At 43.5% G+C, this 24,176-nt stretch carries 18 protein-coding genes and 2 pseudogenes; 19 read left to right on the top strand and 1 reads right to left on the bottom strand.

The features are described from left to right. Positions 1–15: 15 nt before the first annotated feature. From A7325_RS03085 to A7325_RS03030, 13 genes and pseudogenes are all read left to right on the top strand, one after another. Positions 16–915, top strand: coding sequence for a hypothetical protein (locus A7325_RS03085; protein ID WP_068404518.1), 900 nt, complete (start codon positions 16–18; stop codon positions 913–915). 157 nt (positions 916–1,072) lie between these two features. Continuing rightward, on the top strand, positions 1,073–1,480 hold the full coding sequence (locus A7325_RS03080) for an ATP-dependent Clp protease adaptor ClpS (protein WP_068404516.1): 408 nt from the start codon (positions 1,073–1,075) through the stop codon (positions 1,478–1,480). A gap of 676 nt (positions 1,481–2,156) precedes the next feature. Next, positions 2,157–2,282: pseudogene (locus tag A7325_RS14215) on the top strand (Clp protease N-terminal domain-containing protein); the annotation flags it as partial. A 396-nt stretch (positions 2,283–2,678) separates the two neighbouring features. Beyond that, positions 2,679–4,730, top strand: a pseudogene (locus tag A7325_RS03075) (AAA family ATPase); the annotation flags it as partial. Positions 4,731–4,865: 135 nt separating this feature from the next. After that, positions 4,866–5,603 (top strand): uracil-DNA glycosylase, encoded by a 738-nt coding sequence (locus tag A7325_RS03070; RefSeq protein WP_068404512.1) that lies wholly within the window; start codon positions 4,866–4,868, stop codon positions 5,601–5,603. Continuing rightward, positions 5,604–6,155 (top strand): tRNA adenosine(34) deaminase TadA, encoded by a 552-nt coding sequence (gene tadA / locus A7325_RS03065; RefSeq protein ID WP_082894267.1) that lies wholly within the window; start codon positions 5,604–5,606, stop codon positions 6,153–6,155. Positions 6,156–6,334: 179 nt separating this feature from the next. After that, on the top strand, positions 6,335–7,090 hold the full coding sequence (gene cmk, locus A7325_RS03060) for a (d)CMP kinase (RefSeq protein WP_068404510.1): 756 nt from the start codon (positions 6,335–6,337) through the stop codon (positions 7,088–7,090). A 235-nt stretch (positions 7,091–7,325) separates the two neighbouring features. After that, complete coding sequence (gene rpsA / locus A7325_RS03055) at positions 7,326–9,014, top strand: 30S ribosomal protein S1 (RefSeq protein ID WP_068404509.1); 1,689 nt, start codon at positions 7,326–7,328, stop codon at positions 9,012–9,014. Positions 9,015–9,267: 253 nt separating this feature from the next. Continuing rightward, the gene (locus tag A7325_RS03050; protein ID WP_068404507.1) at positions 9,268–9,573 is read left to right on the top strand and encodes an integration host factor subunit beta; all 306 of its coding nucleotides are present in this window, start codon (positions 9,268–9,270) and stop codon (positions 9,571–9,573) included. 73 nt (positions 9,574–9,646) lie between these two features. Next, the gene (locus tag A7325_RS03045) at positions 9,647–10,057 is read left to right on the top strand and encodes a lipopolysaccharide assembly protein LapA domain-containing protein (protein WP_068404506.1); all 411 of its coding nucleotides are present in this window, start codon (positions 9,647–9,649) and stop codon (positions 10,055–10,057) included. An 86-nt stretch (positions 10,058–10,143) separates the two neighbouring features. Continuing rightward, entirely contained in the window at positions 10,144–10,842 is a 699-nt protein-coding gene (pyrF, locus tag A7325_RS03040; RefSeq protein WP_068404504.1) for an orotidine-5'-phosphate decarboxylase, read from the top strand. A gap of 164 nt (positions 10,843–11,006) precedes the next feature. Beyond that, complete coding sequence (locus A7325_RS03035; protein WP_068404502.1) at positions 11,007–11,804, top strand: metallophosphoesterase; 798 nt, start codon at positions 11,007–11,009, stop codon at positions 11,802–11,804. A gap of 106 nt (positions 11,805–11,910) precedes the next feature. After that, positions 11,911–12,753, top strand: coding sequence for a histidine phosphatase family protein (locus A7325_RS03030; protein WP_068404500.1), 843 nt, complete (start codon positions 11,911–11,913; stop codon positions 12,751–12,753). A gap of 160 nt (positions 12,754–12,913) precedes the next feature. Here the strand turns inward: A7325_RS03030 and rpsT are convergent, their stop codons facing one another. Beyond that, positions 12,914–13,180, bottom strand: a complete 267-nt coding sequence (gene rpsT / locus A7325_RS03025) for a 30S ribosomal protein S20 (RefSeq protein ID WP_010200097.1) — start codon at positions 13,178–13,180, stop codon at positions 12,914–12,916. Between the two features lie 524 nt (positions 13,181–13,704). Between rpsT and A7325_RS03020 the strand changes: the two genes are divergently transcribed. The 6 genes from A7325_RS03020 to A7325_RS02995 all read left to right on the top strand — a co-directional run bounded on the left by A7325_RS03020 (position 13,705) and on the right by A7325_RS02995 (position 24,156). Further along, positions 13,705–14,406 (top strand): NAD-dependent epimerase/dehydratase family protein, encoded by a 702-nt coding sequence (locus A7325_RS03020; protein ID WP_068404498.1) that lies wholly within the window; start codon positions 13,705–13,707, stop codon positions 14,404–14,406. Positions 14,407–14,481: 75 nt separating this feature from the next. Then, positions 14,482–15,024 (top strand): ribonuclease E activity regulator RraA, encoded by a 543-nt coding sequence (gene rraA, locus A7325_RS03015; RefSeq protein ID WP_082894266.1) that lies wholly within the window; start codon positions 14,482–14,484, stop codon positions 15,022–15,024. A gap of 238 nt (positions 15,025–15,262) precedes the next feature. Then, a complete protein-coding gene (gene mfd / locus A7325_RS03010; RefSeq protein WP_068404496.1) occupies positions 15,263–18,982 on the top strand; it encodes a transcription-repair coupling factor in 3,720 nt (1,239 codons plus the stop codon). A gap of 253 nt (positions 18,983–19,235) precedes the next feature. Then, positions 19,236–19,667 carry an HIT domain-containing protein gene (locus tag A7325_RS03005; RefSeq protein ID WP_068404494.1) on the top strand — a complete coding sequence of 144 codons (432 nt, stop codon included), beginning with the start codon at positions 19,236–19,238 and terminating at the stop codon, positions 19,665–19,667. A 363-nt stretch (positions 19,668–20,030) separates the two neighbouring features. After that, the gene (locus tag A7325_RS03000; protein WP_227514928.1) at positions 20,031–22,274 is read left to right on the top strand and encodes a neutral/alkaline non-lysosomal ceramidase N-terminal domain-containing protein; all 2,244 of its coding nucleotides are present in this window, start codon (positions 20,031–20,033) and stop codon (positions 22,272–22,274) included. 451 nt (positions 22,275–22,725) lie between these two features. Next, the gene (locus A7325_RS02995) at positions 22,726–24,156 is read left to right on the top strand and encodes an adenylate/guanylate cyclase domain-containing protein (RefSeq protein WP_068404492.1); all 1,431 of its coding nucleotides are present in this window, start codon (positions 22,726–22,728) and stop codon (positions 24,154–24,156) included. Positions 24,157–24,176: the final 20 nt, after the last annotated feature.

The raw sequence follows: 24,176 nt of genomic DNA, 5'->3' as shown, positions 1-24,176 counted from the left end.
AGAGATATCGTCTAAATGCGTTTGAAGAGTGCACCACGCCTTTGCCAACAGCCTGCACGAGTATCGTGCCAAGACTCTGTTTCCTATGATATGGGGCACGATGCGCATCTCTCTTATTCTCATTACCAACAGAGTCATGCGCTGATAAATAGCCCTATTATTAGCAACTCGCTTATTAGTAATAAGCAACGAGGCGCTTCTACCTTAGTATTGGCATTATTCGTAGTGACGGTATTGGTGACCGCTGGAGTTGGACTCGCATTTGGTCATAAACTTGGCTATCAGCGCGGCTATTATTCGATGCAGGCAGAAACTCAGCAAGCGGTGATTACCAGTAAAGAAGCCACGCAAGAGCTGAAAGATTTACGCCTTAGCAGCAAAATTGCCACTAATGAAGCGGCAACCGCTAAGCAAGAGTTAGAAATAAGTTTGGCAAATTTAAAAGAGCTACGTGAAAATCAACAGGAATTGACGGTTGAAAATAAACAATTAGCCCAACTTAATGAGATATATGCTGAGCTTGTTAGTGAAAATGGCGGTATGCCTTTACAAATACTTGGGGCGAAAATCAAACCTTTGCCTGAAAACGCTTTTGAGTACGGCTTTGATGTGGCAATGCTTGCCAGCGACGGCAAAGCTAAGCGCTTAAAACCTACTTTAACCTTGTTGAATGATAATAACTTTGTAGAAGTGCCGCTTGAGCCGGCAAGTTATACTATCGATGGCATAACGCGAATCCGCGGCCGCTTTATGATGCCAACAGGCTTTAAACCTTTGCAAGTGAAATTAAGCTTAAGCGCAGGCGGACAAGAATTGGAGCAATTATACGACTGGAAGCTTGGTGATAAGGTTGATAGCATGCCGTTGTCACTTTTAGATTTGCCAGAAGTTGATGAAAGCCCCATTGAACCTTAAGTTTTTGATATTTTATTGAACTTTATTTTATTGAATTTTAGATTTTTAATGTATTAATACTTTCTTGTCATATGCTAAGTGATAGCTAGACAGGTCTGCTACTCTTTTTAATCCTCTTTATGCTGTTACAGCATCGCTATTAATTTGTACGCTAATTATGATAAAACAACCGATATTACATTCAACGCCAACCGTTGCCGATTGGCATTTCCCAAATACGCCGCTGCGTCTAGCGCAAGATGGTGATACCGAGGGCGAAACTTCACCGCAAGCCGATGTATTGGTCGCTGAGCCAGAAGTAGCAAAACCGCCGATGTATGCAGTGGTCATGTATAACGATAACTACACGCCGATGGAGTTTGTCGTCTATGTGCTGCAATCAGAGTTTCGTCATAGTATGGATACAGCAGTTGAAATTATGCTGACCATTCACAATAGCAGCAAGGGTATTGCAGGCATTTATCCAAAAGACATCGCTGAAACCAAAGCCAAAAAAGTCAATAGCTTGGCGCACCGTGAAGGTTATCCTTTATTGACTCAAATCGAGCCGCATCAGGGTGAATAATTTTTTAGCCTATTTTGTCTTAAGTTTTCTCTAATTTCGGTTGATTTTACTCACTTCTCTATTTCTTACCTTTTTATTTCTTACCTTTTTATTTATTATAAGAACTCTGCCGTAGAGCAAACCTGATGTATTAGCCAATGGTTTGCTCTAATCTATTTGTCTACTTGATTCCTGCCTTTTTAAATTTATTGTCACTCCTTTAATTCTCTTTTATTAATCTTCCTAGCTTTGCATTTTCTGCTTGATTTTTTTTTCATATCACCCATATATTAAAGTATACCCTTGTACACTTAATCGTATTAAACCCCACATTTTTTCATATCGTTTTAGCACCTTTTATCTCTGTTAAATTCAACCGTTACTTTCGAAAACTTACGCTCGAAGTGTTTTTTGCCTATTTGTCGCTTTAATACTGCACAATAAATACTGCGCAATAAAGGTCTAGTGGACACTTCGATACATTTTAGTCAGCGTTAAAAGATTGACTATGGTTAAGTATCATGTTGAGATAAAGGTAAGACGCAAATAGTATTCAAGCCATGGAAGACATCATTCAGTAATGTCTGTTAATAAACTCAACATTGCCCTTGAACAATCCATCTATCGCCCTGATTTAGTTACTAACTCATTCATAAAGCTATCAATAATAAGATAGGTACAACCGTAGGAAGTCCTTATGTTAAGTCGTCATCTTGAAGTTTCTTTGCGTTTAGCAATGACACTTGCGCGCCAAAAATCGCATGAGTATCTCACTGTTGAACATCTCCTATTGGCGTTATTGGAAAATACCAATGCTGCCAATACGTTGACTGCTTGCAATGCCAATGTCTCAACGTTGCGTAGTGAGCTAGAAGCTTATATCAATAAGCATACGCCAACCGTGGACGCAGATTCTGAACAATCACCACAACCCACCCAGAGCTTTGACCGCATTTTGCAGCGTGCTATTTTCCACGTGCAGTCTATTGGTGGCGGGCGTTTAGTTGAAGGTTCTGATATTTTGGTATCGATGTTTTCAGAGCATGATACTTATGCCGTTTATTTGCTTAAAAAGCAGGGCATCAGCCGCCTTGAGCTGACCCAGTATTTATCACATGGTCAAGACAAAGACGAGCCATCTGAGCCACGTGCTTCAATGACTGGTGAGCGCCGTAGTGCGTCAGAAAAAACCAGTAAAGATCCTTTGGTTGAATTTGCAACCAACTTAAACCAGCGCGCTGCTGAAGGTAAAACTGACCCACTAATCGGTCGTGGTCCTGAGATTGAGCGCGCCGCTCAAGTATTATGCCGTCGCCGTAAAAATAACCCACTATTGGTCGGTGAGCCAGGCGTTGGTAAAACCTCTATTGCTGAAGGGTTGGCGTGGCTGATTATCAATGATAAAGCACCAAAACCTTTAAATGGCTGCGTGATTTATAGTCTAGATATTGGCTCATTAATCGCTGGTACTAAGTACCGCGGCGATTTTGAAAAACGGATGAAATCACTACTTGATGCGTTAAAGAAAAAACCCAATGCGATTTTGTTTATCGATGAGATTCATATGATTATTGGCGCAGGCTCGTCAATGAGTAGCAATATGGACGTCTCAAACTTAATCAAACCAGCGCTTGCCAATGGTGAGCTGCGCTGTATTGGTTCAACAACCTTTACTGAATATCGTCAGGTGTTTGAAAAAGACCATGCCTTGTCACGTCGTTTTCAAAAAATTGATGTTAAAGAGCCAAGTGTCGATGACAGTATCGATATTTTACGTGGGTTGAAACCGCGTTATGAAGAGTTTCATAACGTCGAATATACCGACGAAGCCTTGGTAACTGCTGTGCAATTATCGGCGAAACACATTCACGAGCGCTTTTTACCCGATAAAGCCATCGATGTTATTGATGAAGCCGGTGCTTATAAGCGTTTAGGTATCGTCGCGGATCTAGACGATATTGACGCTGAAGAAAGCTTTATTGCCAATTTAGAACAAGACTTTGATGCGCAAATCGATGCCGATGAAGAAGGTCTTGGGGGTGATGCTGACGATGACAGCTTTGATACAACAAGCACTTCCAATGAAATGCAAGAGGAAGCAGATACGGCAAAAGCCAATGATCGTGCGAGCGGGTCTGAAAAATCTAAAGGCAAACGCGCACCGATAAAAATCGATGTTGCTGATATCGAAGCCATCATTGCTAAGCTTGCGCGTATTCCGCCCAAATCCGTATCAAGTGATGATAAGAGCATTCTTGAGCATTTAGATCGTGATCTTAAACACTTAGTATTTGGTCAAGATGAAGCGATTGAAACCTTGGCAGATGCCATTAAACTGTCGCGTGCCGGTCTAAAAGCACCAGACAAACCAATTGGCTCATTTATGTTTGCTGGTCCAACCGGGGTTGGTAAAACAGAAGTATCACGTCAACTGGCTAATTTGTTAGGTGTAGAGCTGGTCCGCTTTGATATGTCAGAGTACATGGAAGCGCATACGGCGTCACGTTTGATTGGTGCGCCTCCCGGTTATGTTGGTTATGACCAAGGCGGTTTGCTGACTGAAAAAATCAATCAGCATCCACATTGCGTGTTGTTACTTGATGAAATCGAAAAAGCACACCCTGATGTCTTTAACTTGTTATTACAAGTGATGGACCACGGTACGTTGACTGATAACAACGGCCGCGTGGCTATCTTTAAGCAAGTGATCGTCATTATGACCACTAACGTCGGCGCTGAAAGTATCAGCCGCTCTTCGATGGGCTTTACTCAGCAAGATCACAGCCGCGACAATACCGAAGCACTCAAACGCGTCTTTACCCCTGAATTCCGTAACCGTTTGGATGCGATTATTCAGTTCAACGCGTTAGATACGTCGGTCGTCGTCTCTGTGGTCGATAAGTTCTTGGTTGAGCTACAAGTACAGCTCGATGACAAGCAAGTGACGCTCGAGATTGACGATGAAGTCCGTGATTACTTGGCGGAGAAAGGCTATGATCGCCTCATGGGTGCGCGTCCTATGCAGCGCCTTATTCAAGACGAGATCAAAAAGCCACTCGCGAGTATGATTTTGTTTGGCGACTTGGTAAACGGTGGGGTAGTCCATCTAAGCTTAGAACCAAAAGAAGCCAATGAGCAAGACGGTGATACGGTTAAGCTTGATAAAACTAGCGGTAAATCTTCGGATAAAGGTTCAGCCGACAGTCGTATTATCTTAACGGTCGTTGAAACCCATGAGCCGCATCCAGATTCTGAGTCACTAGCTAGCTAAGTTTTTGCTATTGATATAATAACAACGGTTACGGTGTTATAAAAACGGTTACAATGGTAGCCGTTTTTTTATTGCTATAATTTATTGAATAATCGTATTTCTTATCCTCCTATAAAAAATAAAAAAGGACCTATCATGGAATTGTTTGATGAAAAATCTACGAAAACCGAGGCCCAAAAACAAGCGATTTTGGACAATGTGCGCTTACCGGACGACTGGAAACAAGCCTTAGCAGAAGAATTGACCTCTGATAATATGGATAACTTGCGCGCTTTTTTAAAAGAAGCTTATCAATCAGATGATAGTATTTATCCGCCAGCGCCCTTAATGTTTAATGCGTTAAATCTAACGCCATTATCACAGGTGAAGGTGGTGATACTGGGTCAAGACCCTTATCATGGTCCAGGGCAAGCGATGGGTTTATCGTTTTCAGTACCAAAAGCCATACCAAAACCGCCGTCTTTAAATAATGTGCTAAAAGAGATGGCGAGTGACATCGGAATCGCTCCTTCAAAACATGGCGATCTGACTTATTGGGCGCAGCAAGGCGTGTTGTTATTAAACAGCTCGCTTACGGTACAAGAAGGCACGCCAAACAGCCATCAAAATAAAGGTTGGGAGCAGTTTACCGACGCCGTGATTGACGTGGTCAATGAACAAACAGAGCATACGGTATTTATATTGTGGGGCAGTAAAGCGCAGAAAAAAGGCAAATATATCAATACCGATAAACATTTGATTCTGACCGCTGTACATCCATCGCCGTTGGCTGCCAACCGCGGCGGGTTTTTTGGTTCTAAGCCGTTTTCTAAGACCAATGATTATCTAATACAACATGGCCAAAAACCGATTGACTGGCAATTGCCACAGTAAATGAAAAATATACAGAATATAAGCTTGCAGCCATTTCAGGCAATTAACTACCAACTTGCTACAGATGAACTTTGGGCAGTCGAAGATATCAACTGGATGCAACAAGCGCTTAATCTTGCTAAGCAAGGCGCTGCACGTGAAGAAGTGCCCGTAGGAGCAATACTGGTACACAATCAGCAGATTATAGGTCAAGGTTTTAATGAGCCGATTGGACGCCATGACGCAACCGCGCATGCAGAGATTATCGCGTTAAGGGATGCCTGCACGCGTTTAAACAACTATCGCTTGCCGCTTCAGACAACGTTATATGTGACTTTAGAGCCGTGTACTATGTGTATTGGCGCGCTGATTCATGCTCGCGTCGATAGACTTATCTATGCAGCAAGCGAGCCGAGGGCTGGTATGGTTGGTAGTCAAATGAACTTGGCTGCCGAGTCTTTTTATAATCATCGTATTCAAGTGTATAAAGGTCTGTGCCGTGAGCATAGCAGTCAAATGCTAAAGGCTTTTTTTCGTGAACGTCGGCAAGCGTCCAAACGAAAAAAAAGATAAAAAAACCGTTCAAATGATTAACAAGATATTAGTCTCACTGCTAGTGATAGGGAGTTATGTTTGCTATACTATCGCCCTATTTGCTTACGAATCTGTCTATTACCGTGCAAGCGTTTGATAGCGTAGGGAAATTCTTTGTTTACCACGATGTCAGCTCTGCCGACGATTAAGTGAGTGTTATGTCTGCTTTTATACCTAATACTAATGACAATAGTGAGACGCCGTCATTGCGCTATCCGGTTATCTGTATTGATGGTCCAAGTGGGGCAGGTAAAGGCACGGTTACGTGGCGCTTAGCGCAAACTTTGGGCTATCAGCTGCTTGATTCAGGGGCGTTATATCGCATCGTTGGTTTAAAAGCGTTTGAAGCAGGTCTGATTACAGCAGATGCCAACCAAGCGATTGATGAGACTGCGTTATTAGAATTGACCCAAAGCTTACAGATCGTTTTTGAGCCTAATAGCGATTCAGGGCGCGTGGATATTATTGTCAATGGCGCTAAGATTGGTGAGCAAGTACGCAATGAAACCGTTGGCGGTTATGCTTCACAAGTTGCAGTTTATCCAAAGGTGCGCCAAGCATTGCTTAAATTGCAGCAAGATATGGCAACCCAATCAGGATTGGTTGCGGATGGTCGCGACATGGGCACGGTAGTTTTCCCCGATGCCGATGTAAAGGTCTATCTGACCGCAAGCGCTACCGCTCGTGCAGAGCGCCGCGTGGCACAGCTATTAAAAGCTGGGCAGGCGGCCGACTTTGACGCGATTCTGGCAACGATTAAAGCGCGAGATGAGCGTGATGAAAACCGAGCAACGGCACCGTCAAAACCGGCTGAAGATGCACTGGTTTTAGATAGCTCAAACCTAGACGCTGACGCGGTTTATGAGTTGGTAAAAAAACATTGTCAAGATAAGGGTGTTTGTTTTAATCGTTAATAAAAACAACATTTTAAGTACTAAAAGGTTTCCTATGGCTTCCGTTTTAGTATAAAATTGTATAAATATAAGTAAGACAGTCGTTGCTAGTGAGTTCGCTAAAAAATCGCTTATTAGCAACAACCGTTTTTTTATATGACTGCATAAGATATAAAACCAGTATTCTCGTTTTATACAGTCATACATTTGATCCGTACTGTGCTGGACAGGATACGGCTATACAAAGGTAGACATAATGGAATCATTTGCTGAACTATTTGAAGCGAGCATCGAAGAAACAGGTCTTGATATCGAGCGTGGCTCGGTTATTACTGGTACTGTTGTAGCCATCGATAGCGATTGGATCACAGTAGATACTGGTCTTAAATCTGAAGGTATCGTCGCTCGTGAAGAGTTTTTAAGCGAAGAAGGCGAACTTGAAGTTGAAGTTGGCGACACAGTCGACGTCGTGGTTGAAGCGGTTGATAACGGTATGGGTCAAACCTTACTGTCACGCGAAAAAGCCAAACGCGTTGAGACTTGGAATTTCCTTGAGAAAATCTCTGATAACGATGAGATCGTTAAAGGTATTATTTCTAGCAAAGTAAAAGGCGGCTTTACCGTTGATATCGGTTCAGTTCGCGCGTTCCTACCAGGTTCATTGGTAGACGTCCGTCCGATTCGTGATACCACGCATCTAGAAGGCAAAGAGCTAGAATTTAAAGTTATCAAACTTGATCAAAAACGTAACAACGTCGTGGTAAGTCGCCGCGCTGTTATGGAAGCTGAAAACTCAGCTGAGCGTGAAGAGCTATTGAACAAGCTTGAAGAAGGTATCGAGATCGAAGGTATCGTTAAGAACCTAACTGATTACGGTGCATTCGTTGATCTTGGTGGTATTGATGGTCTACTACACATCACTGACATGGCGTGGCGCCGTATCAAGCATCCATCTGAGGTGGTTGAAGTTGGTCAAGATCTAAAAGTTAAAGTATTGAAGTTTGATCGTGAGCGCAATCGCGTAAGCTTAGGTCTAAAACAACTTGGTACAGATCCTTGGGATAACGTTGGCGGCACATACCCAGTGGGTAGCGTTGTTAAAGCTCGCGTAACCAACTTGACTGACTATGGTTGTTTTGCTGAAATCTCTGAAGGCATTGAAGGTCTAGTCCACGTATCAGAGATGGATCACACCAACAAAAACATCCACCCATCAAAAGTTGTGCAAGTGGGTGACGAAGTTGAAGTGATGATCCTTGATATCGATGAAGAACGTCGTCGTATCAGCTTAGGTATCAAACAAACTCTTGCTAACCCATGGGATGAGTTTGATAAGAAACATGAGCGCGGTGATAAAATCACTGGTACGATTAAATCTATCACTGATTTCGGTATCTTTATTGGTCTAGACGGTGGTATCGATGGTCTTGTTCATCTATCTGATATCTCTTGGAACGAAACTGGCGAAGAAGCTATCCGTAACTACAACAAAGGCGACACCGTTGAAGCAATGGTATTGTCTGTAGATTCAGAAGCCAACCGTATCAGCTTAGGCATCAAACAATTAAGCTCTGATCCATTCAACGAATACCTAGTCAACAATGACCGCGGTGCTATCGTTAATGGTAAAGTAAAAGAAGTAGACGCGAAAGGTGCGACTATCGAACTTGCTGACGAAGTAGAAGCTTATTTACGTGCTTCTGAGATTCAACGTGATCGCGTTGAAGATGCAACCAAGCATCTATCTGTTGGTGATGATGTTGAAGCGAAAATCATCAGTGTTGATCGCAAAACTCGTAACATCAACTTGTCAATCAAAGCCAAAGACGAAGCTGAAGAGCGTCAAGCGATTAAAGAATTGGGAAGCACTGGTACGACTGCTGCTGCCGGTTCTGATGCACAGCCAAAAACCATTGGTGACTTGATCAAAGAACAAATGCAGTAAGCGGTAGTTTGTTGATATAGTTATACTATAAAAAGAAAGCGACTCCGGTCGCTTTTTTTTGTGATTAAATTTGAGTATGGGGCAAGTTAGTAAGGTTTTATGGTAAAAAAGGAAACTCTTATTCCTATTTATGCCAATATCCGCTATCATTTGCAACATTGAGTAACGAGATGTGAAAGTTAAATTAAACAGACCTAAACGGTTCATTTACTTCATATCATCTTATCCATTAATCAATAAGGTCCATGTGATAATGCAGCAAGCAATTAACAAGTCCGAATTTATTAGTAATCTGAGTGCGAATTGTGACAACATGACAGACACTGTCGTCGATGATGCAGTACGCGAAATATTAAATTTGATGACCGATACCTTAGCCAATGACGGCCGAGTAGAGGTGCGTGGCTTTGGTAGTTTTTGTCTTCATCATCGCCGTGCCCGTATGGGGCGCAATCCTAAAACAGGCGAAAGCGTACCCGTACCTGCAAAAGCCATTCCACACTTTAAGCCGGGCAAAGCGCTACGTGAAGCTGTCAATGCCAAGGTAGCAAACGGTTAGGTAAGCAGAGCCGTCAGAATGTCGCGTTCTTTGTTAAACGGTTCATACGATTCAACATAAAAGGATATCTCTGATGCGTATTTTACTGCTGGTATTACTGTTTTTAAGCTTCGCTTATTCGCTCGGTTTGGTATTGGCCAATAATACCGAAGTTGGGGTGAATCTACTTTTCTCCCAAGCACCAACGATGAATTTGGGCTTATTACTGATTCTGTGCTTGATACTAGGCATTGTGATTGGCATGCTACTCGCGCTGCTTATCTTCCGTGTGCTACAAAATAAGTGGGAAATCTCACGGTTACAAAAGCTAAATGCCAATCTGCAAGAGCAGGTGACGCAGGCCAATATCGTCATTGACCGTCAGGCAAACGCACCATCAGTACAAGAAGCGGTTTACGGCGCGACAGCGACCAATGTACAAGACGGCAGCGTTATCGATGTAGACGATGGTGCTACTTTAACCAAGCAAAAGCGTGAGCATTGAGTGCTAACTAAGCATTCTTATATTGAGACGTTTATATAATAATTTAATAATAATCATTTAATAAACTGATAGAACGTGGCACAACTATGAATAACACCATCCATTCTCCAGTCGTCGTTGCACTGGATAATATGACTAAAGATGCCTCTTTAGCACTAGCTGACCAATTAGACCCAGCGTTATGTCGCTTAAAAGTAGGCAAAGAGCTGTTTACCCGCTGTGGTCCTGAAATTGTTAAAGCGCTACATCAGCGTGATTTTGACGTGTTTTTGGACTTGAAATTTCACGATATTCCTAATACCACGGCACAAGCGGTACTTGCAGCAGCCGAGCTTGGCGTATGGATGGTCAACGTGCATGCAAGTGCGGGCCTTGAGGCCATGTCATTAGCCAAGCAGCGCTTGTTGAACGGTAATTTTGAAACCCTGCTAATCGCCGTAACCGTGCTGACTTCTATGGACAATCAGGCACTGACGCAAACAGGTATCACCGACGGCCTAGATGCCCAAGTGAGCCGTTTGGCACAATTGACCAAGCAAGCAGGTCTTGATGGGGTAGTATGCTCAGCACAAGAAGCAAAAACACTTAAAGCATTATGTGGTGAAGATTTTAAATTGATTACTCCTGGTATTCGCTTGCCAGACGACAATGCTGATGATCAAAAACGTATCTGTACACCGAAGCAAGCGTTAGCAGATGGTTCTGATTACTTGGTGATTGGTCGCTCAATCACCCAAGCTGTTGATCCTTTGGCTAAATTACAATTGATATTGAACAGTCTTTAGCGCTATAGATCGACCGTATAATAAAAAAAGACAGCCTAATCCGCTGTCTTTTTTACTTTTTGCTCGTTAACGAAAAGCTGCTACACTGGTTAAATTCACGCTAATCGTAAGCTGAGGAAAAAGCTGACTTTTGCAAATAGTTTGATTGGATAATAGTAAAACCTATGAAATTACAGATTTTAAGTGACTTACATATTGATAGTTATGCGCGGCAGTCGTATCCACTAGGGCGCATCCCTAAAACGGACGCAGACGTGGTATTGGTAGCGGGAGATACTGCCAATAGCGATGATGGTATGCCATGGCTACAAGAGCAGGCAGCGCATTTGCAAGTACCTTTGATTACCATCGCGGGCAATCATGAATACTTCGGCGAAGATGTGCTGCATTTCGATAAAAAGCTTGCCACTTGGGATAATTATGATAGTGAATTAGAGCAGGGCGTGCGCTTTTTACAGTGTCAGTATATTGACATCGGTAAGGTAAGGATTCTAGGTTGTACGTTATGGACGGACTATCAATATCAAGCCGATGCCGATACGATGGCAGCGGCTAGGCGTTTTATGCGCGATTATAAGCAAATTTATGCGGGTGGCGAGCTGTTCTCTCCTGAAGTATCGATACAAATCCATACTGCACATCGTCAATGGCTACAGCAAGCGCTGATAACGGCGCAAGCATTGGGTAAAAAAACGGTGGTCATGAGTCATCATAGTATTAGCCCATTATCTGTGTCTGAGAAATTTGCCAACTTGCCGAGTAATGCCGCCTTTGTTAGTGATTTATCGAGCTGGATGCATGAGGACTGGGCACCTGTGCTATGGGTACATGGCCATACCCATGAAGCCTTTGATTATCAAATTAATAAAACGCGGGTGATAGTCAATCCGCGTGCTTATCCTAATGAGGTGAGCAGTACCGAATTGGCGTTCATCTGGAACAAAGTGGTGGATATTGGCTAAATCCTGTTAACCAAGCGCTTATATCGATATGTAGCGGAATAAGCTATAGTGCAACTGACCTTATATTTTGTTCATTCTCATCAATAAATCTGCTACGCTTACTATCATGAGTAAATTGCCTAATAATACCCCATCGGGACGATCGACACCGGCTGAAAAGCCTACGAACCTCAGGCCGAACGCACCTGCACCTTCTCACTTACCTGACAGTATGATGTCTTCGGTCGGTTTGTTGCCGGTAGATAAAAGACTGATTTTATTTACCAGACATTCTCTGCGCGAGCGCTCTGATGGTAATGGTTTTGCCAGTTATCAATTGCCGCTAACGCCAAAAGGTCGCGTGTTGGCAAAGTCTTGGGGGCGCTGGCTAGCAGAACATTTGCCGTATTCGCTCGATGTTGATAGTATCTCAAGTCCGATTGGTCGCTGTATTGATACCGCGCAGCTGATGCAAGAGGGTGCGGGACTACGACGTGATATTGCCCATCAATCGCTACTGGTTGAACCTGGCAGTCTGGTGACCGAACCTGAGATTGCCAACCCGATTTTTAAAGAAATTGGTGTGCTAAACTTTATCAATCGCTTCTTACAAGGCAATCTTGAAGGCACGAAAAATGCTTATCAAGGCGGACTTGATCTTTTATCGCTTTTTTATCAAAACCAGCCGCAACATGGGCATTTAATGCTCGCCGTCAGTCATGATACGTTACTATCAGCGTTTTTGGCAGTGATGCTAGACGTGGTTGAGATTGATTGGAATGATTGGCCAAAGATGATGGAAGGGGTGTTTTTGTGGTTTGATGATAAGCCTTTTGAGCAAGCCAATGCCTATTTCGTTTGGCGCGGGCAAGTATATATTCGTCCAATCAGCGATTTATTACAGGGCTACCGTGCCGCTGGTTTTCATCCAAGCAAATTACTATTGCCACCAGAAGTAAAATGGACATAGGCTTTATTTTTGGAGTATTTAATTAGCCTTATAATGTTTTTTAAATAGTAACGGTTACCTTTTAAATAGGCATAAAAAAACCTTGCCCCAGTATGAAAACCAGTAGCAAGGTTTTGGTCATCACACCATCAAGTGCGATGCGGTCTAAACGCAATCAATCTTAAGCTTGTAGGCCTTTGATAGTTTTGTTTAGGCGGCTCTTACGACGAGCAGCTTTATTCTTATGAATAATACCTTTGTCAGCCATACGATCAAGAACCGGTACCGCTTTTTTGTAAGCTTCGGTAGCCGCGTCATAATCTTTAGCAGCGATAGCCGCATCAACACGTTTTAGATAAGTACGAACCATAGAGCGTTGTGACGCAGAGTTCTGACGACGTTTGGTGTTTTGACGGGCGCGTTTACGAGCTTGTGCAGTATTAGCCACGCGTATCTCCTTGATAAAGACAGATAAAAATATGAATGTTGATTGCAATAATAATGGGTTTAACAATCATCGGTGACGAGCAGCCTCTCGCCAAACATGATGTCGATGTCTATTATGAGGGCACTTATCTGTTATTAAAGCACCTAATAGTAATAGAGCATCGCTCGTGCCAGAACTGTTTGGAATAATTAAACAGCGTTGACGTGTAAAGCCGGTTATCTTAGCAAATTATTGCGCTTAGAACAATATATTTGATGATTAATGCTAAAAGAAGTTATGTTAGCCGATCTTAAAGGTTTAATTAAAGGGTTTATCGCGCTAACAAGTGAATTATATAACAAAAGTTAGACTTAAAATTCTGAATGATTCCCATAAACCTAACCGTTGATAAAATCTCTTACAATAAATTGTGTAGAATAGCGCTAGCGAGTTGTTAATTTAGGTATGATACCAAAGCAAACAATTTCTATAAGACATCATTTTTAGCATTATAAACACCCCAACATGATATAAATGGATAGGCTATGCAGCGAAAAGCAATTGTAATTGGCGCAACAGGACTGGTCGGACAGCATCTTGTTAAGCAGCTTAGTGAGCTTTATGACACGTTGATTGTGATTGCACGGCGGCCGCCTCGCTACATCAATGCCAGCATGCGCTTTTATCAGGTCAATGATTTTGATAACTTGGCTGAAATATTTGCCAGTGTCGGCGCAGATAGTAAGACCGATGCCTTTAGCTGCCTTGGTACCACCAAAAAACAAGCAGGTAGTGATGAAGCGTTTCGAAAAGTTGACCACGACTATAATGTCAATTTTGCCACATTGTGCCGTGCGAAAGGCGTGGAAAACTTCTTTTTATTGTCCTCAATGAATGCCGATATCGACAGCCGTTTTTTATACAATCGGGTCAAAGCGGAAACAGAGCAGTCTATTATGGCGCTAGGTTTTACCCAGTTGGTGATTTTTCGACCATCACTATTACTTGGCAAGCATAAAGGCCGTCCGCTTGAAAGCTTTGGTCAAAAAGCCTTTAAACTGATCTCGCCAATCGTCCCCGAGTCATTATCCTTGCATCCTATTTCTGCCAAGCGCGTTGCCAGTGCGATGGCGATGAGTGCGCATGAGGTGTATCAGCGTAATAAATATCGTAGTGAGCCTACCATTACAGACACGGAAATTATCGAAAATAAACAGCTACTAGCAATGACCAAAGTCAAAAAATAGCCTAAACATAAATTAATAAAAACTCAGATTTCATGATAGATAATTCAACTATTTAACTTAACAAGGAGCGTCACGATGTCAGACACAGCAGAAACAACCACGATGAATAAAGACAACTTTGTCACTTGTGATTTATTAGATGCCAATCCTGAGTCGCAGGTATGTTTGCCCAATATTGAAGGCAAATCATTTTATAGCTTTGGCGGTAAAGACAGATTTTGCGGTGAAATCGTGACGGTAAAATGCTTTGAAGATAATAGCCGTGTAAAATCCTTATTAAACAGCGATGGCAAAGATAAAGACGGCAATGGCAAAGTCTTGGTCGTTGACGGTGGCGGTTCAATGCGCTGCGCGTTGCTCGGCGATATGATTGCGCAATCAGCGATTGATAATGGCTGGGCAGGGGTGGTGGTATATGGCTGCGTGCGTGATGTAGATGATATGGCGCAAATGGATATCGGTGTCATGGCGCTTGGTTGCATCCCGCGCAAATCAAATCGCCGCGATGAAGGTCAAACCGATATTGAAATCCGCTTTGGTGATTTAACGTTAAACTCAGGTATGTTTGTTTATGCCGACAATAACGGCATTATCGCAAGCGAAAAACCATTAATTTAAAAATAGCTTATACTTTAACAGTAGCTTAATGGTTATAACTCCGAGACCTCAGCTTAATCGTTGAGGTTTTTGTATTTAAGTAGCTTGTCGTTATAGATGAATATGCGTTTTATCAATTGTTTAGTTTTTGGTTTTTTCATAACAAGGCTAAGTGACAAACCGTTACGGCATAAATTTTGGTAATTGCGCAAATATTCGTATAATAGCTTTCTGACTCTTAACGTTGACCCTATCCTTTATGTCTATCACTGCTTTGACCGACGCCTTTGACCCTATTAACCAGCAGTTATTTCCTATCCAGAATGCCGAGCGGCGTTGGCTGGCGCCTGTGCATGGAGCAGTCAGTAGCTTGTGGCTCGCAAGTCTGGTACAAACGCCGCTATGGGATGTGGCTGACCGTCTAAAGGTTGTGGTGACGCGTGACCAAAATCAGCTTAACCAGATAGAGACGGAGTTGGCATTTTGCGGCGTCGATGCTTATGTGTTCCCTGATTGGGAAACGCTGACCTATGATGAGCTGTCTCCGCATCAAGATATCGTCAGCGAGCGTATTAACCTGTTAACGGATATGCCAACGTCAGGGGTATTGTTAATATCGGTACAGGCATTGATGCACCGTGTCGCACCGCCAAGCTGGTTGATAGGGCAGCATTTTGATTTGAGTGTCGGTGATCGATTTGATATCAATACTCAGCGCGAACTATTGGCAAAGGCGGGTTATCGCGCGGTTGAGAACGTCTTTGAGCCGGGCGAATTTGCCGTACGTGGTAGTATCATTGATATCTTTGCCATGGGTCAGCCATTTCCGCTACGCCTAGATTTATTCGATGATGAAATTGAGACCATTCGCTTTTTTAATCCGCAGACCCAGCGCACATTGACCGTTGATGACCTCAAAACCATGATAAGCGGCAACGATAGCAGCATGGGCAAAGAATCGCTATCGCTGCTGCATAAACTGCCAGATATCTCAAAGCCCATTAAGCAATTTCAAATACTACCCGCTAAAGAGTTTCCGCTCGATGAAGGGCGGGAGACGTTCCGCACCAACTTTGCCGCCATGTTCCCCAATGCCAGTAGCCGCAAATCTGAGCTGCATAAAGATGTCATGGCAGGTATTGCCAGTAGCGGACTTGAGTATTATCAGCCACTGTTTTTTGATTTAAAGGATTGGATGGCAGAAAGTAGTTTGTTTTCCTATTTGCCAAGCGATGCCTTGTTTATTACCGATGAGCTGATTAACGAAAAACAGGCAGATTATTGGTCACAAATTCAGCGCCGTTATGAAGAGCGCCGTCACGATATTGACAAGCCCATCGTTGCGCCTGAATTGTTATATTTATTATCAAATAGTCTAAACGAACATCTTAATCATTATCCGCGAGTGATATTGAGTGCGCGTAATGAGCTTGCGACCATGACTGATGTCGCTGCGATTGATAGCATTGATAACGATGACGCAACCTTAGCATCTGAACCATTAACCCTGCCGCCAAAAAAACAAGGGCTAGTGACACTAAGTGCGCAAGAGCCGCCACAACTACCAGTCAATCATCAAAAAGCCGAACCCCTTAGCGAACTGTTAGCGTTTTTAGAGTTGCAAGCGCAAACAGCAACACCTGTATTAATTGTGGCAGAAACGGCGGGTCGGCGTGAGATTTTGATTGAACTGTTTAAAGGCAAAATAGATGTCAAAGCTTACGATAGCTTTGAGGCGTTTTTAGCAGCGGACAAATCGAAGAATAATAATAATAAGTTACCGCAAGTCGGATTGACCATTGCGCCTATTGAACGCGGCGTTTACGTGCCTGAGCGCTTGGTCGTGATTAGTGAGACGCAATTATTTGGCCGGCAAGTGCTGCAAACGCGTCGTCGCCGGCAAAGTGGGGTATCAGAAGAGTTCTTGGTTAAAAGCGTCACCGAAATCACCGAAGGCAGTCCAGTGGTGCATATCGAGCATGGTATTGGGCGTTACAATGGCCTGATTACGCTCGATGTTGGTGACGGCGAGCAAGAGTTTATCCACCTAAAGTACGCTGATGACGCCAGTATCTATGTACCGGTTGCCAATTTACAAATGATTAACCGTTATAGTGGCGGTGACCCTGCACTTGCGCCATTACATAAAATTGGTAGCGGTAAATGGGATAAAGCCAAGCAAAAGGCGCTTGAGCAAATCCATGACGTGGCGGCCGAGCTGCTTAATATGCAAGCACGGCGCGAAGCGAAAGTCGGTATTCATTTTAAAATCGACCCATCGCAATATGAGCTATTTGCCAGTCAATTTGCCTTTGAAGAAACGCCTGATCAAGCCAATGCCATTCATGCGGTGATGGAAGACATGCGACAGAACCAGCCGATGGATCGTCTTATTTGCGGCGATGTTGGTTTTGGTAAAACAGAAGTCGCTATGCGTGCGGCATTCATTGCGGTCAGCGCAGGCTATCAAGTGGCAGTATTGGTGCCGACAACCTTGCTCGCAGGTCAGCATGAAGACAATTTCCGTGACCGTTTCGCTGATTGGCCGGTACGTATTGAAACCTTGTCGCGCTTTGGTGGTAAAAAACATCAAGATACGGTGTTAACAGACCTCGCAGCGGGTAAGGTCGATATTGTTATCGGTACGCATAAACTTCTGCAACCTGATGTGAAGTTCTCTAATTTGGGTTTAATGATTGTCGATGAAGAACATCGTTTTGGCGTACGCCATAAAGAGCGTATCAAGGCGATTCAGACCGACGTCGATAGTATGTCGATGACCGCGACGCCAATCCCTAGAACGCTTAATATGGCGCTCTCAGGGATGCGTGATATGTCGATTATTGCCACCCCGCCTGCACGTCGTCTGGCGATTAAAACCTTTGTTATGCAAAAGACCGATGCTTTATTAAAAGAAGCCATCTTGCGTGAGCTACTACGCGGCGGACAGGTTTATCTATTGCACAATGATGTCGCCAGTATTGAGCGTATGGCAGAGACCGTCCGTGAACTGGTGCCTGAAGCACGAGTAGGGGTTGCGCATGGGCAAATGCAAGAGCGCCAACTTGAGCAAGTGATGCAGCAGTTTTATCATAAAAAGTTCAACGTGCTAGTCTGTTCGACCATTATCGAAACCGGTATCGATGTGCCCAATGCCAATACGATTATCATTGAGCGCGCCGATAAGTTTGGCTTGGCGCAATTGCATCAGCTGCGAGGTCGTGTTGGCCGTAGTCATCACCAGGCTTATTGTTATCTGCTAGTGCCTTCTATCAAAGGTCTTAAAGGCGATGCTAAGCGCCGCTTACATGCGATTGAGCGCGCTAATACACTGGGCGCAGGCTTTATGCTGGCAAGTGAGGATTTAGAGATTCGCGGTGCTGGCGAGATACTTGGTAAGCAGCAAAGTGGTAATATGCAAGCGATTGGCTTTAGCTTATATATGGATATGCTTGAGCGGGCGACAAAAGCGATTAAAGCTGGTAAAGAGCCGGATTTGAGTACGCCATTGTCGCTGACCAGCGAGATTAACTTGCATAGTTCGGCGTTGATACCAGAGGATTATTTACACGATGTGCATCAGCGTTTGTTGTTTTATAAACGCATCAGTAATGCCGATGATAAAGAAGCCCTGACCGATATCCGTACCGAAATGATTGACCGTTTTGGCATATTACCCGATCAAACCAAGCAGTTATTCGCCATTCACGGACTGCGTATACAAGCTGAGCCGCTAAAGATTAATAAGATTGATGCCAATAGTAATAGCATGACATTAGAGTTTGCACCTGATACGCCGGTCGATGCCTTAGCGATTATTAAGTTGATTCAGAGCAATGGGCAGCGCTATCGTATGAATGGTGCCTCTGGCATTCGTTATCAGGATGCCGATAAGCTGGCAACCCCGCAGCAGCGCGTCAGCGCAATTCAAGAGCTATTGCGCTATTTTAGCGAACATATGGTGACGGATGCTGTTTAGCTTTGTTTATTTGTATCGGCAAACCAAGCACATTTACGAAATCGTTTAAGTACAGCAAATACCATACGCTAAGACAATCGGTCACGGCGCTATTTTATCGCTTGGATAACTGATAAAATAGCGGCATCTTATATTTAGCCTGCTGTTTCTTTAAGCATAATGTTTTAAGCGTATTTTAGTTTAGTAAATTCAGTTCTGCTTTTCGGTATTTTAATTCCTTTTATTTGAGCGTCATAACAAGAGAACCGTCATTATGTTCCAACTTCATCATAAACTTGCAGCCGACAGTTTTTTAGTGGGTGATTTCCCATTATCAACCTGTCGTTTAATCAATGATTGTCAGTTTCCATGGTTAATATTGGTACCGCGGGTATCAGGTATCAAAGAATTGTACGAGCTATCTGAGGCAGACCAAACGCAGTTTTTGCGTGAGTCGAGCTGGTTATCAAGCCAACTTGCCAAGACTTTCCAAGCAGATAAAATGAATGTCGCCGCCCTCGGTAATCAAGTACCACAGCTACATTTTCATCATATCGTCCGCTATCAAAACGACATGCAATGGCCAAATCCAGTATGGGGTATTCCTGCTGTCCCTTATACCAAAGAAGTGTTGGCGCAAATGCAGCAAACGCTGATGATGGCGCTGCGTGGTCATCATCAAATGCCGTTCGATTGGCAAATGTAGTTAAGCTTTAGATAATGGTTGATAAATGTGACTTTAGTACTTTTTATTTAAGTCGTTTTATTCGAGTCATTTTATTTAAGTAGGCATGCTTAAAGTAAAATCATAGTGAAGTGGTTTTTAAGGGTAATGGAAGGTTTTGTTACCATTAGATATTACACATTTGTTTGTTAATCGTTATATTAGAGAGGGGGTTGGTTAAATGGATATAGCCAACTTATCTACTCGCAGCCATTTTAGTGGATTGATGTGTATTGGTAGTTATCAATAGTTATCATTGATTGAGCGCGCACATAGGTTGCGAGATATTTAATCTTAGACTGAGATTTTTAAGTTGAAGATTTTACTCTATGTTAAGGATAACAAATGGCTACTTCTTCTGCTTCTCCAGCGTTATTACGACCTTCTATGTTACTCATCTCTATTTGTACCACTGTATTGAGCCTAACGGCATGTGAGACGGATTCAACGGAAGCTGTGTCAGTACAGTCGGCATCCGTGCAATCTGCTGCAGCCTTGTCCGATTCGGGGCCAACGATTCGTGAAAACGCTACTGACGCAGCGGACAGCTCTGTCACGTTTAATCACAGTGCTTCTGCCATGTCTATGCGAGCGATGCCGACAAGCCAGTATTTAGTAGGTAGCGGTAAGGCGGATATCACTGGTGCTGCTGCCGAAACTGGCATGTTTGGTTATGCGGCGGGGCAGGTGGTACAAGGTATCAACGACCGTTTGTACTCTCATGCTTTTATTATCGGCGAAGCGGATAAAAATGCGGGCAAACGTGTCGTCTATGTATCAGCAGATATGGGCGCGATGTTTACCGCAGTAAAACTTGAGGTCATTAAACGTCTAAAAGCGGATTATGGTGACTTATATAACGATGACGATGTCATGCTCACCGCCACGCATACCCATGTGGGTAACGCCGGTTACTCACATCAGCAGCTGTATCAAATTGCCAGTACCGATGACACGCTAGCAGGCTATAGCAGCCAAAACTTCAATGCTATCGTCAATGGTATTGTCACCTCAATTAAACGCGCTCACGCTACCTTGACGCCAGGGACACTATCTTTGGCGCAAGGCGAGCTAAAGGGCGCGACAGTCAATCGCTCAGAGTTTGCCTATAACAATAATAACGACGCCAAAGATTTTGATAGTAATGTCAATGAAACCATGACCCAGCTACGTCTTGATGCTGCCGATGGCACACCAGTCGGTCTGATTAATTGGTTTGCGCTGCATCCAACCAGTTTTAGTAATAAATTTATGCATCTAAGTGCTGATAATAAGGGCTTTGCTCAGCGCGGTGCGGAAAAGATTTTTGGCGGAGAATCAGACAAGCCGTTTGTCGCAGCTTTTGCCAATGCTGACGAGGGTGATGTGTTAGCCATAGGTGGTAATGCCAACTCAAAACCCGGCTTTCAAGGTAGTAGTAACGAGTGGGAAAACGTCAGACGTGATGGGCAGATGCAGCTGGATAAAGCGGTTGAGCTTTGGCATCAAGGCGTGCCGGTTACTGGACCCGTGGATGTACGCGCGCGCTGGATTGATTTAAAGGGCTATCAGGTCGATGGTAAATTCACCAATGGCGCGGGTAATAAAGTCTTATGTATGCCAGCTCGTGGTTACTCGTTTGCCGCTGGCGGGGAGAATGGCCCCTCGAACATACCTGGTATGTATGAGGGCATGACCCGAGAAAATTTCCGTATCAATGACGATATCAATAAAGTCGATCAATCATTTTTGGGCAGTTTAACGCGCGGCGCGTTTGGTATAGTGTCGACCGTTAGCCAAGATGATTGTCAGGCGGAAAAACAAGTCTTATTGCCAACGGGAAGTTGGGGCTGGATTAATACTCAGCAGCCGGTGCAACTGATGCGTATCGGTAATATTGCTCTCGTTGCTATCCCTGCCGAGCCGACGACCATGGTCGGACGCCGGATGCGCGCTGCCGTGCTTGCTCAACTACAAGACTCGGGGGTTGATACCGTTATTATTAATGGTTTGGCGAATAACTATAGCGGCTATTTGACCACGCGCGAAGAATTTGCTACTCAGCATTACGAAGGCGCGTCTACTGAGTATGGTCCATATCAAACCGCTGCTTATATCCAAGAATATACTCAACTAGCGGCAGCGCTACGTGATGGTATAGAAGTCTATGACAGAACCACACCGCCTGATCGCTCAGGCAAATCCTTTAACGAGCGTCCAGGCGTGGTCTTCGACGATAAGCCTTTAAAGCAAACTTGGGGACAAACCCTCACTCAGCCCAAAGCCAGCTATCAAAAGGGTGACATTGCTACGGCAGTATTCCGCGGCGCTCATCCTAAAAACAATCTACGTACCGAAGACAGCTTCTTAAAAGTGCAGCGTCTTGACAATGGTAAATGGGTCGATTATTTAAGTGACAGTGATTTTGATACCACTTATACGTGGCAGCTCGAAGGAGCGGCGTATAGTAAAGCCATCATTGATTGGCGAATAGCTAAGGACACCCCAGCAGGCACTTATCGCTTGACCCATCAAGGCGACTGGAAGAACGGTTGGACGCATAAGATTAAGCCTTATTCAGGCGTTTCTAATAGTTTTAGCGTGCAATAATTGCCTTATTCAAATAGTCGTTGAGTATGGACTTATATTTATTTTTCACTTCGCAAAAGTCAGATAGATATTATCTGGCTTTTTTGTCTTTGTCATGGTTATTAACTCAAGTCGTTTTTAACTAGGATTGTTTTCGTTGACCATGAGCTTCACACTGCTTTTTATGGCTAATAAGCGACAAGTGGTATGCTTTTACTTACCAGTGTCCTAGGTAAGTCAGCATTAAAGCCGTATAATAGATAGATTTCCTATCTACTTATATTATCAAATGTTGATAAAGCGATTTACTTATTAACGCATTTACTTGTTAACTTAAGGGCTTAGCAACCTGAATGCTTATTAACCTAAATACTTATTAATCTAAAGACTGCACAAAAACATATGTTAATAGAAGATCCGCTTTAATTTTTATTCAAACCTTCGACAGTTTTCCTTTAAGCGAACCTTGACCATGGCATTTTTTGAAACCACAAGCCCAAAGATTCCTGTACAGGGTGGTAGTAATAGCAATGCCTATCGATTTGATTATCCAGAAATTTTTGTTTTAATACTAACGGTCGTATTGCTCGCAATACATTACAACTTTAGTCCGACGTCGATGGCGCTCGCTGTCGTGGTTTGTCTGCCGAGTTTGCTGATTTTAATCTATAACTATCGCCGGCCAGCCAGTTTTTGGACGTCTAACATTGTTATTATTTTATCTTCAGCGGTCATAGGTTCGATACAGTTTTGTGCAGTGATTTCGCTCAGTCTAGCAGCGCTCATCGGTCTGCGGATTATTCTTAGTAGCCCTGAAAACCATCTTAAACTTCTCGCTGCATCAGTAGTGACGGTCATTGTCTTTTATTACGTCAGTGTGACTTTAAATAGTACTGAGATGGACTGTCACGACAGCTTTGTTACCCCTGCGGTGTTATTGGCCAGTATGATTGTGATACTGTGCCATTTTCGCCATGTTTATCGTGATTATGTAGATTATGAAGCGCGAGCGCGGCAAGCGGCTGGACGTTTAAATACCATGGTTTCTGTCATTAATAAACTGACGCGCTTTGTACCGCCGCAAGTTTGGGAACCAATCGTTAAATCTGACAGTCCCGTTAGTGTCGAAAATAAACGCGCCAAACTGACGATGATGTTTTCAGATATTGTTGGCTTTACAGAATTGTCCGATAGTTTGAGCGCTGACAATTTGGCGGACATTCTAAATACCTATATGCACTGTATGACGTTAATCGCCAATAAGCACGGCGCGGTGTTGGATAAGTTTATCGGCGATGGGATGGTGTGCTTTTTTGGCGAGCCGAACAGTCGAGGGCCGCGCCAAGATGCGCTCGATTGTGTGGCAATGGCGATAGATATGCGCCGTGAAATGCGCACTTTACGGCAAAAATGGCGGCTGCTCGGTTTCGAGGGACTATATATCCGTATCGGCATTACCACCGGCTACTGTCACGTCGGCAATTTTGGCAGTAACAACCGTTTGAGCTATACGCTGATTGGGAAAGAGGCCAACCTTGCTTCACGGCTTGAGGCAGTCGCGGGTAAAGGCCAGATATTTATTAGCGAAAGTACCCATGATTATATTTCGCATGATTATGACTGTGAATATGTCGGTGCTTTTCAGCTCAAAGGTTTTGATAATAAGGTAAGCGCGTGGCAAGTACTCGACCCTGATGAAAATAAAGGTCAGTTGTCAAAATGGGTAGATCATACGCTACCTGGTTTTAATTTGCATTTGAACTTTAAAGACATGCAAAATAATGACTATCAAGATATCAGAAATCGCTTGAATCTAGCGCTTGCCCGTATCGAACAAGAAGAGCAGGCGGCGCTGCTTGAGATAGTCACAGCAAGTAAGCAGGAAAATATCAGTCATAATTAGGTACAGATTGATTGCGACTT

Origin of the sequence: Psychrobacter sp. SHUES1 (assembly GCF_001652315.1) — a bacterium.
In the GTDB taxonomy this organism is placed as follows: Bacteria; Pseudomonadota; Gammaproteobacteria; order Pseudomonadales; family Moraxellaceae; genus Psychrobacter; species Psychrobacter faecalis.
The sequence above is the reverse complement of the archived record's forward strand: the minus strand, read 5'-3'. Positions and strand labels throughout refer to the sequence as shown.

Bases quoted from the DNA above. Each gene is read 5' to 3' on its own strand.
- A7325_RS03085 (WP_068404518.1), top strand. From the start codon at position 16: ATGCGTTTGAAGAGTGCACCACGCCTTTGCCAACAGCCTGCACGAGTA.
- A7325_RS03080 (WP_068404516.1), top strand. From the start codon at position 1,073: ATGATAAAACAACCGATATTACATTCAACGCCAACCGTTGCCGATTGG.
- A7325_RS03070 (WP_068404512.1), top strand. From the start codon at position 4,866: ATGGAATTGTTTGATGAAAAATCTACGAAAACCGAGGCCCAAAAACAA.
- tadA (WP_082894267.1), top strand. From the start codon at position 5,604: ATGAAAAATATACAGAATATAAGCTTGCAGCCATTTCAGGCAATTAAC.
- cmk (WP_068404510.1), top strand. From the start codon at position 6,335: ATGTCTGCTTTTATACCTAATACTAATGACAATAGTGAGACGCCGTCA.
- rpsA (WP_068404509.1), top strand. From the start codon at position 7,326: ATGGAATCATTTGCTGAACTATTTGAAGCGAGCATCGAAGAAACAGGT.
- A7325_RS03050 (WP_068404507.1), top strand. From the start codon at position 9,268: ATGCAGCAAGCAATTAACAAGTCCGAATTTATTAGTAATCTGAGTGCG.
- A7325_RS03045 (WP_068404506.1), top strand. From the start codon at position 9,647: ATGCGTATTTTACTGCTGGTATTACTGTTTTTAAGCTTCGCTTATTCG.
- pyrF (WP_068404504.1), top strand. From the start codon at position 10,144: ATGAATAACACCATCCATTCTCCAGTCGTCGTTGCACTGGATAATATG.
- A7325_RS03035 (WP_068404502.1), top strand. From the start codon at position 11,007: ATGAAATTACAGATTTTAAGTGACTTACATATTGATAGTTATGCGCGG.
- A7325_RS03030 (WP_068404500.1), top strand. From the start codon at position 11,911: ATGAGTAAATTGCCTAATAATACCCCATCGGGACGATCGACACCGGCT.
- A7325_RS03020 (WP_068404498.1), top strand. From the start codon at position 13,705: ATGCAGCGAAAAGCAATTGTAATTGGCGCAACAGGACTGGTCGGACAG.
- rraA (WP_082894266.1), top strand. From the start codon at position 14,482: ATGTCAGACACAGCAGAAACAACCACGATGAATAAAGACAACTTTGTC.
- mfd (WP_068404496.1), top strand. From the start codon at position 15,263: ATGTCTATCACTGCTTTGACCGACGCCTTTGACCCTATTAACCAGCAG.
- A7325_RS03005 (WP_068404494.1), top strand. From the start codon at position 19,236: ATGTTCCAACTTCATCATAAACTTGCAGCCGACAGTTTTTTAGTGGGT.
- A7325_RS03000 (WP_227514928.1), top strand. From the start codon at position 20,031: ATGGCTACTTCTTCTGCTTCTCCAGCGTTATTACGACCTTCTATGTTA.
- A7325_RS02995 (WP_068404492.1), top strand. From the start codon at position 22,726: ATGGCATTTTTTGAAACCACAAGCCCAAAGATTCCTGTACAGGGTGGT.